General features: G+C 66.1%; 12 protein-coding genes and 2 tRNA genes. 7 read left to right on the forward strand and 7 right to left on the reverse strand.

Annotated features, from left to right (window positions below; genetic code table 11):
- The first annotated feature begins 175 nt into the window (after positions 1 to 175).
- Genes BJP62_RS10570 through BJP62_RS10580 form a run of 3 tightly spaced genes read left to right on the forward strand, consistent with a single transcriptional unit; the run spans position 176 to position 2621 of the window.
- On the forward strand, positions 176 to 1150 hold the full coding sequence (locus tag BJP62_RS10570; protein ID WP_070529602.1) for a quinone oxidoreductase: 975 nt from the start codon (positions 176 to 178) through the stop codon (positions 1148 to 1150).
- Positions 1150 to 1728 carry a YqiA/YcfP family alpha/beta fold hydrolase gene (locus tag BJP62_RS10575; RefSeq protein ID WP_070529603.1) on the forward strand — a complete coding sequence of 193 codons (579 nt, stop codon included), beginning with the start codon at positions 1150 to 1152 and terminating at the stop codon, positions 1726 to 1728. The genes BJP62_RS10570 and BJP62_RS10575 overlap by 1 nt, the downstream gene beginning before the upstream one ends.
- Positions 1725 to 2621 carry a Dyp-type peroxidase gene (locus BJP62_RS10580; protein ID WP_070529604.1) on the forward strand — a complete coding sequence of 299 codons (897 nt, stop codon included), beginning with the start codon at positions 1725 to 1727 and terminating at the stop codon, positions 2619 to 2621. Before BJP62_RS10575 ends, BJP62_RS10580 begins: the two co-directional genes overlap by 4 nt.
- Positions 2622 to 3270: 649 nt before the next feature.
- Here BJP62_RS10580 and BJP62_RS10585 read toward each other — a convergent pair.
- The 3 genes from BJP62_RS10585 to BJP62_RS10595 form a co-directional block, all read right to left on the reverse strand.
- Positions 3271 to 4926 (reverse strand): LTA synthase family protein, encoded by a 1656-nt coding sequence (locus BJP62_RS10585; RefSeq protein WP_070529605.1) that lies wholly within the window; start codon positions 4924 to 4926, stop codon positions 3271 to 3273.
- Positions 4927 to 5004: 78 nt separating this feature from the next.
- Positions 5005 to 5080 (reverse strand) — tRNA-Lys (locus BJP62_RS10590).
- Positions 5081 to 5128: 48 nt separating this feature from the next.
- A tRNA-Lys gene (locus BJP62_RS10595) sits at positions 5129 to 5204 on the reverse strand.
- Between the two features lie 175 nt (positions 5205 to 5379).
- Here BJP62_RS10595 and gloA point away from each other — a divergent pair.
- The 4 genes from gloA (at position 5380) to BJP62_RS10615 (ending at position 10850) form a co-directional block, all read left to right on the forward strand.
- Positions 5380 to 5769, forward strand: a complete 390-nt coding sequence (gloA, locus tag BJP62_RS10600) for a lactoylglutathione lyase (RefSeq protein WP_070529606.1) — start codon at positions 5380 to 5382, stop codon at positions 5767 to 5769.
- Between the two features lie 35 nt (positions 5770 to 5804).
- Positions 5805 to 7205 carry a sodium:proton antiporter gene (locus tag BJP62_RS10605; RefSeq protein WP_070529607.1) on the forward strand — a complete coding sequence of 467 codons (1401 nt, stop codon included), beginning with the start codon at positions 5805 to 5807 and terminating at the stop codon, positions 7203 to 7205.
- Between the two features lie 277 nt (positions 7206 to 7482).
- Positions 7483 to 9885: a phosphoketolase gene (locus tag BJP62_RS10610; RefSeq protein ID WP_236943598.1), complete on the forward strand. Its 2403-nt coding sequence runs from the start codon at positions 7483 to 7485 to the stop codon at positions 9883 to 9885.
- 167 nt (positions 9886 to 10052) lie between these two features.
- Positions 10053 to 10850 (forward strand): inositol monophosphatase family protein, encoded by a 798-nt coding sequence (locus BJP62_RS10615; RefSeq protein ID WP_308417864.1) that lies wholly within the window; start codon positions 10053 to 10055, stop codon positions 10848 to 10850.
- Positions 10851 to 11027: 177 nt separating this feature from the next.
- Here the strand turns inward: BJP62_RS10615 and BJP62_RS10620 are convergent, their stop codons facing one another.
- The 4 genes from BJP62_RS10620 to BJP62_RS10635 all read right to left on the reverse strand — a co-directional run bounded on the left by BJP62_RS10620 (position 11028) and on the right by BJP62_RS10635 (position 14657).
- Complete coding sequence (locus tag BJP62_RS10620) at positions 11028 to 12410, reverse strand: FAD-binding oxidoreductase (RefSeq protein ID WP_070529608.1); 1383 nt, start codon at positions 12408 to 12410, stop codon at positions 11028 to 11030.
- A 62-nt stretch (positions 12411 to 12472) separates the two neighbouring features.
- Entirely contained in the window at positions 12473 to 13411 is a 939-nt protein-coding gene (locus BJP62_RS10625) for a homoserine kinase (protein WP_070529609.1), read from the reverse strand.
- 80 nt (positions 13412 to 13491) lie between these two features.
- Entirely contained in the window at positions 13492 to 13857 is a 366-nt protein-coding gene (locus tag BJP62_RS10630) for a DUF2782 domain-containing protein (protein ID WP_070529610.1), read from the reverse strand.
- A gap of 65 nt (positions 13858 to 13922) precedes the next feature.
- Positions 13923 to 14657 carry a TIGR00730 family Rossman fold protein gene (locus tag BJP62_RS10635; protein WP_070529611.1) on the reverse strand — a complete coding sequence of 245 codons (735 nt, stop codon included), beginning with the start codon at positions 14655 to 14657 and terminating at the stop codon, positions 13923 to 13925.
- Between the last annotated feature and the right edge of the window lie 40 nt (positions 14658 to 14697).

Below are 14697 nucleotides of genomic sequence, written 5' to 3' on the forward strand. Positions count from 1 at the left end.
CAAGTCGGCAGCCCTTGACCCACATCAAGAACCACCCCGGCCCGGCTTGCCGATGACGCCGGGATGGCCGATACGGCCGCCGCTTCGGCGTATGCTCTGTGACTAATGCCGGACGCGCGCGGCGCGACCTCGCTAGAATGTAATCGGCCGTTCTGGACTACACGCTGGATACCCCATGGACACGCAAGTCATCCGCATTCACCGGCACGGCGATCCCGACGTGCTGCAGCTGGAAACGATCACGCTGGCCGCCCCCGGCGCCGGCGAAGTGCTGGTCCGCCAGACCGCGATCGGCGTCAATTTCATCGACACCTACCACCGCAGCGGCCTCTACCCGCTGCCGATGCCGAGCGGCCTCGGCCAGGAAGCCTGCGGCGTGGTCGAAGCCGTCGGCGACGGCGTGAAGGAATTCCGCAAGGGTGACCGCGTCGCCTATGCCGGCGGCGCACCGGGCGCGTATGCGCAGCACCGGATCGTCCCGGCCGCCCGGCTGGTGCCGGTGCCCGACACGATCAGCGACGACATCGCCGCCGGCACGCTGTTGCGCGGCATGACCGCGCAGTACCTGCTCAAGCGCACCTTTCCGGTCAAGGCCGGCATGACGGTGCTGATCCACGCCGCCGCCGGCGGTGTCGGCCAGATCGCCTGCCAGTGGGCGCGCGCGCTCGGCGCCACGGTGATCGGCACCGCCGGCGGCGTCGACAAATGCGCACGGGCGAGTCACTGGTGCGACCACGTGATCGACTACCGCGTCGACGACTTCGCCGCCCGCGTGCGCGAGATCACCGCCGGGGCCGGCGTGCCTGTCGTCTACGACGGCGTCGGCAAGGAAACCTTCGATGGCTCGCTCGACAGCCTCGCACCGCGCGGCATGCTGGTGTCGTTCGGCAATGCCTCGGGCGCGGTGCCGCCGTTCTCGCCCAACCTGCTGGCGCAGAAAGGCTCGCTGTTCCTGACCCGGCCGTCGCTGGGCCACTACACGGCAACGCGCGACGAGCTGCTCGATACCGCCGAGGACTATTTCACTGCAGTCGCGCGCGGCTTCGTCGCCGCCGAGATCGGCCAGCGTTTCGCGCTGTCTGAGGCGGCGCTGGCGCACCGCGAGCTCGAAGCGCGCCGCACCACCGGCTCGACGCTGCTGCTGCCCTGATGACCGTCCACCTCGTCTACCTGCACGGCTTCCTGTCCAGCCCCTTCTCGCTGAAGGCGCAGGACACCGCCGTGTGGATGGCCGAACAGCGCCTCGCCGATTACTTCCACTGCCCGCAGCTGCCGATGGACCCGCTGGCGGCGTGCGCGGCGCTCGAGGGCGCCATCGAGCGGCTGCACGGCGAACCGTTCTGCCTGATCGGCAGTTCGCTCGGCGGCTATTTCGCGACCTGGGCCGCCGAGGAGTACGGCAGCCGTGCGATCCTGATCAACCCGGCGGTCCGGCCGTACGCGCTGCTCAAGCACCATCTCGGCCCGCAGCGCAACTACCAGACCGGCGAATATCATGTGATCGACGCCTCGTTCGCACCGGCGCTGAAATCGCTCGAGCGCGAGGTCAGCGATCCGCGCCGCTACTGGCTGCTGGCGCAGACCGGCGACGAAGTCCTCGACTATCGTGAAGCGGTCGACAAATACGCCGGTTGCCGTCAAACCGTCATCGACGGCGGCGACCATGGCTTCCGGAACTACCCCGAATGGCTGCCCGCCATCTGGGACTTTGCACAAGGACAAGCATGACCACACCGCAATCGGGCATCCTGCCGCTCGCTTCCTCGCACGCCTATTTCGTCCTGCTGCGCCGCCGCCTCGGCCGGCGCATCGACGCCAGGAGCCGCGAATGCCTGGCGGGTCTGCCGGCGCGGCTGGCGGCACAGGGCTGCCTCGGCGTCGTCGCGATCGGCGCCGAAGCGTTCGGCGACGTGTTCGAAGGCCCGCGCCCGGCCGAACTGCGCGCGTTTCCGCGCATTCCCGGCGCCGTCCACGCCGCACCGGCCAGCGACGCCGACGTGCTGATCCACCTGCGCGGCGAACACCAGGACCGGCTGTTCGACCTCGCCGACGCCTGTGTCGACGCGCTGTCGGGCTGGCTCGAACCGGTCGAGAATGTCGCCGCCTTCCGCCGTCACGAGGGGCGCGACCTGACCGGCTTCGTCGACGGCACCGAAAACCCGGACGCCGACGAACGCCCCGCCGTCGCGCTGGTCGCCGACGGCGACTGGGCCGGCGGCAGCTATATCCATACGCAGCGCTACGTCCACCGGCTCGACTCGTGGCAGAAGCTGCCGGTGAAGCAGCAGGAAGCGGTGATGGGCCGCACCAAGGACGCCGACGAGGAGCTCGACGACGACGAAAAACCGGCGACCGCGCACATCAGCCGCGTGGTGATCGAGGAAGACGGCGAGGAGCTGGCGATCCTGCGCCACTCGCTGCCCTACGGCACGCCGGGCGGCGAGCGCGGGCTGTACTTCGCCAGCTACTGCCACACGCCGACGATCTTCGAGAAGATGCTCGCGCGGATGATCTCGCCGACCAGCGACGGCCGCGTCGACCACCTGCTCAACTACACCCGCGCCGTCAGCGGCGGCGCGTTCTTTGCGCCGAGTGTCGAGAGGCTGGTGGCACTGGGTTAAGAGGCTGGCGCTTGGCTGATCCGTGCATTGAAGACTGGCGATCAGCGCCTTCGGCGCGGTGTTAAAGGCGTTGACTGCCGGTTCCGCCCGGCGGACTCACAAGTGGGCGTTTAGCGCCTACGGCGCGGGTAAAAGCGTTTTGATGCGCGTTCCGCCGCGCGTACGGGAAGGGAGCTTTGTCTCGCCAAAGCCCCCTTCACCCCAAAGGCGACCCGCGCCCTGCGGCCCTCCGGGCTGCCCTCGATCGGTCGCGAGCCAAGCGATCAAACCGCTCGTCTCGCTCCACTCCTCGGCGCTGGCGAACGGGATGAAAGGCGGCGCACTTTTCACCGCAATTGGTTTGCCACGTGTTTGTTCACTGCCTGTTGCATACCACCCGGGCCCCTCAGAAGCGCCGAGAAGCACAGCGGAGCACGGGGTTTCGGCGAGCACTGTTTGAGGCCGCAGGCCGAGTTGCGCAGCCGCCGTGCTTTGCGAGCATCGCAGGGTACCCCGAAGGGGCGCGGATGCGGGGGCGCCTTTTCTTTGGATACTTTCTTTTGGCGAAGCAAAAGAAAGTATCACGTCCGCCGGGCGGAACCGGCAATCAACGCCTTTCACACCGCGCCGACGGCGCTAAACACAGCACCTCCGAAAACGCCACAAACGCCTAGAACAACCGCTCCGCATACAAAGGCAACGGAAACACCGTCTGCCACACCCTGCCGTGCTTCGACAGCGCGTCCGGGCTGCGCTCGCAAATCCCGGCCAGCGCCGGCCAGAAGCGGTCGTTGCCACTCGCCAAGCGCGCAACCTCGCTCGACAAGCAGAACATCGGCCGCTCGGCGACGCGCCCGGCCATCGCGGCCGGATCGGCATTGCCCTTGCCGCTGGTCTTGATGAACACCGGCACCTCGCCGCGAACGCGGTACTGCATCGGGCTCAGCTTGTAGGCGAAACGGAAGTCGCCATTGCTCGCACCGGTGGTCCGGAAATAGCTCGCGTCGAACACGCCCTTGCGGTGGAAGACCGCGGTCAGCGACGGCTTGTGGTCGCCGACGACGATGACCGTCAGCGGCCGCTTGCGCTTCTTCGCGCGTTTTTCCAGCTCGGCGACAAATTTCTGCATCTCGGCGACGGCCGCGCCGAGCCGCTTGCGGTAGTCGGTCTCGCCGTCGTCGCTGCTGCGGTAGGCGCCGTGCGTCATCACCGTCACCAGGAACAGGAACTGCTTCTGCTTCGCCGGGCGGGCCGCGTAGACGTCGAGCGCACGCCGGTACAAGAGCGCGTCGGACGGCCAGGTCCGCGTGTGCCAGTCCATCGTCTCGACGAAATGCTGTTCGTCGAAGCCGAAACGCTTGTAGACGGTGTCGCGCTTCCAGAACGAGCCGTAGAAATTGTGGATGCCGGCGGTGAAATAACCGGCGGCATTGAAGTGCGACACCAGCGATTCGGCGCCGTCGCGGTAGTCTGGGCCGAAGTTCTGGTAGTCGACACCGGGCAGCACCTGCGACGACAGCCCGGCGAGCAGCTCGAACTCGGCCTCCGACGTGCCGCCGCCGTAGACCGGGCTGATCGCGGTCGACTGGACGAAGCCCTGCGTCGTCAGTTCGGCGATCGGCGTGCGGAAGCGGTCGTCGGCGGTGGTGAAGCACGCCTCGCACAGGATCAGCGCGACATCGGGTTCGGGCGCCGGGTCGAGCACGGCCGGCGGGTTGTCGTAGAACGCGTGCGGCCCGCGCCGCGGCAGCTTGATGCTCTCGGCGGTGTAGTACAGATGCGCGATGATGCCGTTCTGCTTGGCGTTCTCGTTGAAGTTGTACGACAGGTACGGTGCGCGGAACACCTCGGCCAGCGTGGTGCTGACCGCCTTGGACGCGGCGCCGGCGTCGCCCAGCCGCAGGCCGAGCATCGCCGGCAGGACCAGCCCGGCCGCCAGCCGCCACCACGAGAACCGCGGCCGCTTCCACAGGCCGACGCCCAGCGCGACGACGAACAGGGCCGCGAACGCGATCATTTCCCAGCCGAGATAGCTCGCCAGCGATGCCCCCTGCGAGACCTCGAGCACATCGCGCGCGACCAGCGTCTCGCCGGTCAGCGCCTCCTTGGCCCAGCTGGCATGGGTCAGAAAGCCCTCGAGGCCGAGCGCGGCGCCGACCGAGGCCCAGCGGTTGAGGATGATCGCGAAGACCAGGTAGACGAGCAGCGAAAACAGCAGCCGCGACGGCGCCCAGTCGGTGTCGATCAGCAGCCGGCCGGCCAGCAGCAGCGCGTACGGCCCCGCCAGTCGCGCCAGTTTGAGTGTCCAGTGCTGCAGTCCTTGCATTTCCTTTCCCGCTGCCACCTGCCTTGCGGTGGCCAAACGCAAAAAAGCCAGTCTTTCGACTGGCTTTTCTGGTGAAACTGGTGGGCTGTGAGTGGCTCGAACACTCGACCTACGGATTAAGAGTCCGCTGCTCTACCAACTGAGCTAACAGCCCGAGAGCGGCAACTATATAGAAGCAATTGCCAGCTTGTCAAGTTCTGGATGGTGGGTCGTGCGGGACTCGAACCTGCGACCAACGGATTAAAAGTCCGCTGCTCTACCAACTGAGCTAACGACCCTTCCAAAACAAGACGCGCATCTTAATGGCGGACCACGTTCCCTGTCAACCCTGATCCGTCAGGAATCGGCCGGGCCACGACAAAAATGCCGCGGCAATATGCCGCTGTATGGCAATACTCACATCGGGCTAAACTTTTACGCTTCCAATCCGCCCCTATCCGAGGAGAACCCACCGTGCGCCTTCTTCACACCATGCTGCGCGTCGGCGATCTCGACCGCGCGCTGGCCTTCTATACCGAAGTGCTCGGCATGCGCCTGCTGCGCCGTCAGGATTACCCGGAAGGCCGCTTCACGCTGGCCTTCGTCGGCTATGGCAACGAGGCCGATACCGCCGTGCTCGAGCTGACCCACAACTGGGATACCGCGGCCTACGAGCCCGGCAACGCCTACGGCCATATCGCGATCGAAACCGACGACATCGTTGCGACCTGTGAGGCCGTGCGCGCCAGGGGCGGCAAGGTCGTACGCGAACCGGGCCCGATGAAACACGGCACGACGGTCATCGCCTTCGTCGAGGATCCGGACGGCTACAAGATCGAGTTCATCCAGAAGCACACCCAGTAACGCGGCCCGCGGCCGCACCGACCGACCCGGACGACATGAAACGACTCCTTCCCCTGCTGCTCGCCGCGCTGCCGGCGCTGGCCCACGCCGCCGACGTCGATGGCGCCCAGCTCAGCCTCGCCTGGATGCTGCCCTTTGTCGGCATCCTGCTGTCGATCGCGCTGTTCCCGCTGCTGGCGCCGCACTTCTGGCACTCGCATTTCGGCAAGATCTCGGCATTCTGGGCGCTGGCCTTCCTGGTGCCGTTCGCGCTGACCTTCGGCGGCGGTGCCGCCACCGGCGTCGTCGCGCACGCGCTGATCGACGAATACATCCCCTTCATCCTGCTGCTGTTCGCGCTGTACACGGTCTCGGGCGGCATCCTCGTCTGGGGCAATCTGCACGGCTCGCCCAAGGTCAACACCGCGATCCTCGCGCTCGGCACCGTGTGCGCGTCGATCATGGGGACGACCGGCGCGGCGATGCTGCTGATCCGTCCGCTGCTGAAGGCCAACGACAACCGCAAGCACAATGTCCACGTCGTGGTGTTCTTCATCTTCCTCGTCGCCAACATCGGCGGCGGGCTGACGCCGATCGGCGATCCGCCGCTGTTCCTCGGCTTCCTCAAGGGCATCAGTTTCTTCTGGACGCTCGAGCACATGCTGCCGCTGGTGGCGCTCAATTCGGCGATCCTGCTGACGCTGTTCTACTTCATCGACCGCCATTTCTACAGCAAGGAAGACGAGGTCAAGGCGGTCGATCCGACGCCGGACTCCGGCATCAAGCTCTACGGCAAGTTCAACTTCCTGCTGATTGCCGCCGTCGTCGCCGCGGTGGTGATGTCGGGCGTGTGGAAGCCGGGCATCGACTTCCACGTGCTCGGCACCGAAGTCGGCCTGCAGGACATCGTCCGCGACGTGCTGCTGATCGTCATCGCGCTGGTGTCGCTGAAGTTCACCCCCAAGCAGATCCGTGCCGGCAACGACTTCAACTGGGACCCGATCCTCGAAGTCGCCAAGCTGTTCATCGGCATCTTCCTGGCGATGGCGCCGGCGATCGCGATCCTGCGCGCCGGCGAGGCCGGCCAGCTCGCGTCGCTGGTCCGGCTGGTCAGCGATTCGGGCGGTGCGCCGATCGACTCGATGTACTTCTGGATGACCGGCATCCTGTCGAGCTTCCTCGACAACGCGCCGACGTATCTGGTGTTCTTCAACCTCGCCCACGGCGACGCGGCGCACATGATGGGGCCGATGGCGTCGACCCTGCTGGCAATCTCGGCCGGCGCGGTGTTCATGGGCGCGATGACCTATATCGGCAATGCGCCGAACTTCATGGTCAAGGCCGTCGCCGAGGACCGCGGCGTGAAGATGCCGAGCTTCTTCGGCTACATGCTCTGGTCGGTCGTGATCCTGCTGCCGTGCTTCGTGATCACCTCGCTGGTGTTCTTCCACTACTGAGCGCCGGCCGCGGTCGCCGCCCCGGAAAAGCCCGCCAGCCTTGCTGGCGGGCTTTTTGTCACTGTCTCCGACATTCCGTTGAACTTAGAATTATTCCCACTTGTCATTACACGACAAACGGTAGAAGCTTGTTGCTCCACGCACGGGTAGCGCCGTATTGACACCGCCCGCCTTTGACCTTGGTCATAGGCCCGTCAGCCGGACCGCATATACTCGTTAGCAACCGTCGGCATCCGGTGTGCCGACGCTCCATTTCTATCAGCAATGAGGTGAACACGTGGCTCAACAACCGCTTTCCCAAGACCTCCTCGACAAGATGCACCGCTACTGGCAGGCCGCAAACTACCTGTCGGTCGGCCAGATCTATCTGCTCGACAACCCCCTGCTGAAGGAGCCGCTGGAGCGCAAGCACATCAAGCCCCGCCTGCTCGGCCACTGGGGCACGACGCCGGGCCTGAACTTCATCTACGTTCACGCCAACCGCCTCATCAAAGAGCGCGAACTGAACATGATCTACATCACCGGTCCTGGCCATGGCGGCCCGGGTCTGGTGGCCAACACCTGGCTGGAAGGCAGCTACGAAGAGTTCTATCCGAGCATCGACCGCACCGAAGGCGGCATGCAGCGTCTCTTCAAGCAGTTCTCGTTCCCGCGCGGCATTCCGTCGCACGTCGCCCCGGAAACCCCGGGCTCGATGCACGAAGGCGGTGAACTCGGTTACTCGGTCTCGCACGCCTACGGCGCGGCGTTCGACCATCCGGACCAGGTCGTGATCGCCGTGGTCGGCGACGGCGAAGCCGAAACCGGCCCGCTCGCGGCCAGCTGGCACTCGAACAAGTACCTGCACCCGGTCAACGACGGTTTCGTGCTGCCGATCCTGCACCTGAACGGCTACAAGATCGCCAACCCGACCGTGCTGGCGCGTCTGTCGAAGGAAGAAATCACCAAGCTGTTCGAAGGCTATGGCTACAAGCCGCATTTCGTCGAACTGAAGCACGAAACCTTCAACGACAAGCACGCGACCTTCCACGACATCCATCAGAAGATGGCTGCGACGATGGACGCCTGCCTGGACGAGCTGAACGCAATCCGCGAAGCCGCCAAGGCCGAGATCGCCGCCGGCAAGCCGATCACCCGCCCGCAATGGCCGATGATCGTGATGCGCACGCCGAAGGGCTGGACCGGTCCGAAGGAAATCAAGGGCAAGAAGGTCGAGGACTACTGGCGCAGCCACCAGGTGCCGTTCTCGGACATCGACGCCGAAAACGTCCACAACCTGGAAAACTGGCTCAAGTCGTACGAGCCGGAAACGCTGTTCAACGCCGACGGCTCGGTCAAGGCCGAACTCACCGAGCTTGCACCGAAGGCGCAGCACCGCATGGGCTCGAACCCGGTCGTCCACGGCCAGGCTTCGAAAGACCTGCGCATGCCGGACTTCCGCAACTACGAAGTCAAGTTCGACAAGCCGGGCACCGTCAACGCCGAAGCCACCCGTGAAATGGGCAAGCTGCTGCGCGACGTGATGAAGGAAAACGAAGAGCAGCGCAACTTCCGCATCGTCGGCCCGGACGAAACCGCGTCGAACCGCTGGAACAACGTGTTCGAGGAAACCGGCAAGACCTGGTTCGCCGACTACCTGCCGGAAGACGAACACAACGACACGCTGTCGCAAGACGGTCGCGTGATGGAAATCCTCTCCGAGCACACCTGCCAGGGCTGGCTCGAAGGCTACAACCTCACCGGTCGCCACGGCTTCTTCAGCTGCTACGAAGCGTTCATCCACGTCGTCGACTCGATGTTCAACCAGCACGCCAAGTGGCTGAAGACCACCCGCCACATCAACTGGCGCAAGCCGCTGCCGTCGCTGAACTACCTGCTGACCAGCCACGTCTGGCGTCAGGACCACAACGGCTTCTCGCACCAGGATCCGGGCTTTATCGACCACGTCGTCAACAAGCGTGCCGAAGTGATCCGCGTCTACCTGCCGCCTGACGCGAACACCCTGCTGTCGGTGACCGACCACTGCCTGCGTTCGCGCCACTACGTGAACGTCGTCGTGGCCGGCAAGCAGCCCGCGCTGCAGTACCTGACCATGGATCAGGCGATCAAGCACTGCACCAAGGGCCTGGGCATCTGGGACTGGGCGTCGAACGACGACGGCGGCGAGCCGGACGTGGTGATGGCCTGCGCCGGTGAAATCCCGACCATGGAAGCACTGGCCGCAACCGACCTGCTGCGCCAGCACTTCCCGGACCTGAAGATCCGCTTCGTCAACGTCGTCGACCTGATGACGCTGCAGCCGAAGGAAGAGCACCCGCACGGCCTGTCGAACCGCGAGTTCGATTCGATCTTCACCGCCGACAAGCCGATCATGTTCGCCTTCCACGGCTACCCGTGGCTGATCCACCGCCTGTGCTACCGCCGCAACGGCCACAGCAACATCCATGCGCGCGGCTACAAGGAAGAAGGTTCGACCTCGACGCCGTTCGACATGGTCGTCGTCAACCAGCTCGACCGCTTCAACCTGGCGATCGACGTGATCGACCGCGTGCCGAAGCTGTCCAAGATCGGCGCCCACGTGCGGCAGAAGTTTGCCGACAAGCTGGTCGAGCACGGTCAGTACATCGCCGAGCACGGTGACGACATGCCGGAAGTGAAGAACTGGGTCTGGCCGTACTGAGACCCGTTCGACGCCGGGGCCGTCGCCCCGGTCGACCACATCAAGCAGCCCGCCCCGTGCGGGCTGTTTTTTTTGGCTGTCTGCCAGTTCGCCCGGGGTGACGGGACCGGGGATTGCCGGCAACGGCCGGCGGCAGGCAAACTGGTGTTTGAATCAAGGAGTCCGCCGTGTCCGATACCGACCTGCTTGCCCGAATGTCCGACTGCGCCCGCGACGTCTCGGCCAGCGAGATCATGCCGCGTTTCCGCCAGGTCACCGCGCGCCGCAAGCACGACGGCACGCTGCTCACCGAGGCCGACCTCGCCAGCCAGGCCTGGCTGATGCGGGCGCTGCCCGAGATCGCCCCCTACCCGGTGCTCGGCGAGGAAATGTGCGCGGCCGACCAGAAGGCGCTGCTCGACGCCAATCCGGACGGGCTGTGGATCGTCGACCCGATCGACGGCACCAGCAACTTCGCCCACGGCCTGCCCTATTTCACCGTGTCGATCGCGTTATGGCGGCACGGCCGTTCCGAATACGGCGCGATCTACGCGCCGGTGCTCGACGAATGCTTCACCGCCCGGCGCGGTGCCGGTGCCTGGCTGAACGGCGAACGGCTCGAAGCCCCGGCCGAACCGGTGCGGATATCCGATTCGATCGCCGCGGTCGAACCGAAATACCTCGGCGGCCACCTGCCGGTGCGCATCGTCACCGTCGCGCCGTTCACCAGCCAGCGCAACTACGGCGCCGCGACGCTCGACTGGTGCTACCTCGCCGCCGGCCGTTTCGACCTGATGCTGCACGGCGCGCAAAGGCTGTGGGACTACGCCGCCGGCGCGCTGATCGCCGAGGAGGCCGGCTGCGTGCTCGGCACGCTCAAGGGCCGCAGCTACTGGGACTGCGACCCGTGGACCCGCTCGGCCGTCGCCGCCCGCCACCCGCAAGCGTTCGACGTTTGGCATCAGTGGGCGACTCAGAACCGCTGACAGCAATCAAACCTGTTCCAGTCGGCGCGCGAGCCAAAGCAGATCGCTTACGCCCGAAGCGCAGAAACCGGAATGGACATTAAGTCCATGAGGACGACCCGAAGGTAGCCCCCTTGCGGGGTTCGGAGCATCGGACGAAAGCGAGATGCGCAGGCGCAGCCGCCGAATGGGACAGGTTTAGAGCACCTTGCCCGGATTCATGATCCCTTGCGGATCGAGCGCGGCCTTGATTCGCCGCATCAGGTCCAGCTCGATCCCGCTGCGGTACAGCGGCAGCTGGTCGCGCTTGAGCTGGCCGACGCCGTGCTCGGCGCTGATCGTGCCCTGATGCTTGGCGACCACCGCATAGACGACGGCGTTGACCGCCGGCTCGCGCTCGTAGACGGCTTTCGACAGGTCGCCGAGGAAGACGTTGTAGTGCAGGTTGCCGTCGCCGACGTGGCCGAAAGCGACAAGGTCGAGGTCGGGAAATGCGGCCTTGAGCGCTGTTTCCGCCTCGGTCATGAAGGCCGGGATGTGCGAGACCGGCACGGCGATGTCGTGCTTGATGCTCACACCGCGGCGACGCTGCGACTCGGGGATGTGTTCGCGCAGGCGCCAGAAGTCCTGCGCCTCGGTCACGCTCTGCGCCAGCAGCACCTCCTCGTGGCCGAGGTCGAACAGCGCCTCGGCCAGCCGCTCGGTCAGCGCCGCCGGGCTGCCGCCGTCGGACAGCTCGACCAGCACGGTCCACGCCGGCGGTGCATCGAAGGGCTGCGGCAGTTCGGGGCAGTGTTCGGCGAGCAGTTCCCAACAGCGGCGCGACACCAGCTCGAACGACGTCACCCGTTCGCCGACCCGGTCCTGCAGTCCGCGCAGCAGGGTCACCGCGGCGTCCGGCGTCTCGAGCGCGACCAGCGCGGTCGCCTGCGCCGACAGCAGCGGCGACAGCTTGAGCACCGCAGCGGTGATCACGCCGAGCGTGCCTTCCGAGCCGATGAACAGCTGCTTCAAATCGTAACCGGTGTTGTCCTTGCGCAGGCCCCGCAGCCCGTCCCAGACGGTGCCGTCGGCCAGCACGACCTCGAGCCCCAGCGTCAGCTCGCGCATATTGCCGTAGTGGAGCACGTTGACGCCGCCGGCATTGGTCCCCAGCGCACCCCCGATCCGCGCCGAGCCGACCGCGCCCCAGTCGGCGGCAAACAGCCTGCCGGCGGCACGCGCGGCGGCCTGCACGTCGGCGACGACGGTGCCGGCATCGACGGTGATCGTGTTGTTGTCGGCGTCGACCTCGCGGATGCGGTTCATCCGTTCGAGCGACAGCACGATCGCCGTGCCGCTGTCGTCCGGCGTCGCCGCACCGCAGTTGCCGGTATTGCCGCCCTGCGGCACCACCGGCACGCCGTGCGCGTGCGCCAGCTTCATCACCGCGGCGACTTCCGCGGTCGAGCGCGGCCGCACCACCGCCTGCGCGGCGCCGTGGTAGCGGCGGCGGTTGTCGAGCAGATAGCCGTCGATCTGTGCGCCGGTGAGGATGCCGGCCGGGTCGAGCAGCGCGGCGAGTTCGGTCATGAACGACATCGTCGTCTCCAAACGAGATCGCCGGCAGCAGCCGGCGATCCAGAATCATCGTTACATTGATTTTAAAGCCAGAAATCCGTGCGCGCGACGTGCTGCCGCAGCACGCGCTGGAAGTGGCCCGGGTCCTTGGCGAAGGTCATCTCGCCGGCAGCCGGCTTGTGGAAATCGTACAGCCGCGACACCCAGAAGCGCACCGCCGCGGCGCGCAGCAGTTGCGGCCACGCGGCAAGCTCGGCCGGCTCGAAAGCCCGGACGCCCTGATAGCCGGCGAGCAGCGCGCGGGCACGGTCGGCGTCGATGTCGCCGTCGTTCCGCACGCACCAGTCGTTGAGCGTGATCGCGACGTCATAGGCCAGCGTGTCGTTGCAGGCGTAGTAGAAGTCGATGAAGCCGCCGACGCGGTCGCCGTCGATCAGCGCGTTGTCGCGGAACAGGTCGGCGTGGATGACGCCGGCCGGCAAGGCGGCGAAGTCCTGCGCTGCCAGCGACGCGACCTCGGCCGCGAGTTCGGCCGCATCGTCGGCCGGCATGAACGGATACACCTCGGCCGCGACCGACTCGCGCCACGCCGCGCCGCGCGGGTTGGCCATGTGGCCGCGGTAATGCCGCGCGGCCAGATGCATCTGCGCCAGCATCTCGCCGACCTCGCGGCACTGTGCGGCATTCGGCGTATCGATCACGGCGCCGGGCAGGCAGTTGACCAGCAGCGTCGGCTTGCCGTTCAGCGTATCGACGAAGGCATTGTCGTGGTTGGCGATCGGCCCGGCGACGGCGATGCCGTGCTGCGCCAGATGCGCGAGCAGATTGACGTAGTAAGGCAGCTCGTCGGCCCGCAGCGTCTCGAACAGGGTCAGCACGTAGCGGCCGTGCGTGGTCGTGACGAAGTAATTGGTATTGGTGATGCCGGCCGCGATGCCCTTGAGCTCGACCAGACCGCCGATGGCGTAGCGCTTGAGGAAGGCGCCCATTTCATCGGGCGTGACGGTAGTGAAGACGGACATGTGGATTCAGTACGGCGCGGACGGGTGAGGGGCGGAGTGTACGCAAGCGGGCCGCTGCCGACGAGCGGCGGCCGGCATGCTTACCACGAGAACAGCGTCCACTGCGGCACCGACAGGCGCGCACCGCCCGAATCGGCGCCGTCGATCCGGTCGAACTGGCCGTTGCCTTCGTGGTCATAGAGGACGTACGGCGCGCCGACCTTGGGCGTGACCTTCATCATGTAGAGCCTGCCGTTCATCCGGTACTCGGCGATCGTCGCGTCGGCCTTCTCGATGATGCGCACTTCGGGCTCGCCGACCGCCTTGTTGGCCTTGGGTTTGGTCACCGGCGGCAGTTGTTCGGCCGGTACCGATTGCGGCGGCGGCGGCGGCGGATCGATCGGCGGCAGCTCGGCCATCGTTGCGCCGCTGGCGAGCAGCATCAGGCTGGTCAGCATGGATTTCATCAGGGCTCCCCCCGGCCCGGCGGGCCGTGTTCTTCCGGGCATTCTACCGAAAGCACCGCCCCGGCTCACAGGCTGAACTGCATTTCGCGCTCTGCGGGCGACATCTCGAAGCCGCGCGTCTCGAAGAAGCGGAAGATCGCCTCGACGATCGCCGCCGGATCGTCGATCAGCTGCACCAGGTCCAGATCGGCGGCATTGATCATGCCGTCGGCAACCAGGCGCACGCGGAACCAGTCGATCAGCCCTGACCAGAAGTCGCTGCCGACGAGGATGATCGGCATCTTGCGCGACTTGCCGGTCTGGATCAGCGTCAGCGCCTCGGTCAGCTCGTCGAGCGTGCCGAAGCCCCCCGGCATCACCACGTAGGCGCTGGCGTGCTTGACGAACATCACCTTGCGCGCGAAGAAGTGGCGGAAACTCTGGCTGACGTCCTGATACGGGTTGTTGCTCTGCTCGTGCTGCAGCTGGATGTTGAGCCCGACCGACGGGCTCGCGCCGTCGTAGGCGCCCTTGTTCGCCGCCTCCATCAGCCCCGGCCCGCCGCCCGAGATCACCGCGAAGCCGGCATCCGACAGCCGCCGGGCAATCTCCTCGGTGCGCTTATAATAGGCGTGGTCGCGCCCGATGCGTGCCGAGCCGAAGATCGACACCGCCGGCTGGATCCGTTGCAGGCGCTCGGTCGCTTCGACGAATTCGGCCATGATCCCGAATACCCGCCACGCCTCCCGGGCACGCGTGCCCTGAAGCTCGGCGTCGATCTGCGAGTCGACGACATGCGGCAGCTTGTCCTTGAGATTCATCGCACGCACCTCCTGCTGAGAACCTGTTTACAAAATATAG

The sequence above is a fragment of the Jeongeupia sp. USM3 genome, assembly GCF_001808185.1.
GTDB lineage: Bacteria > Pseudomonadota > Gammaproteobacteria > Burkholderiales > Chitinibacteraceae > Jeongeupia.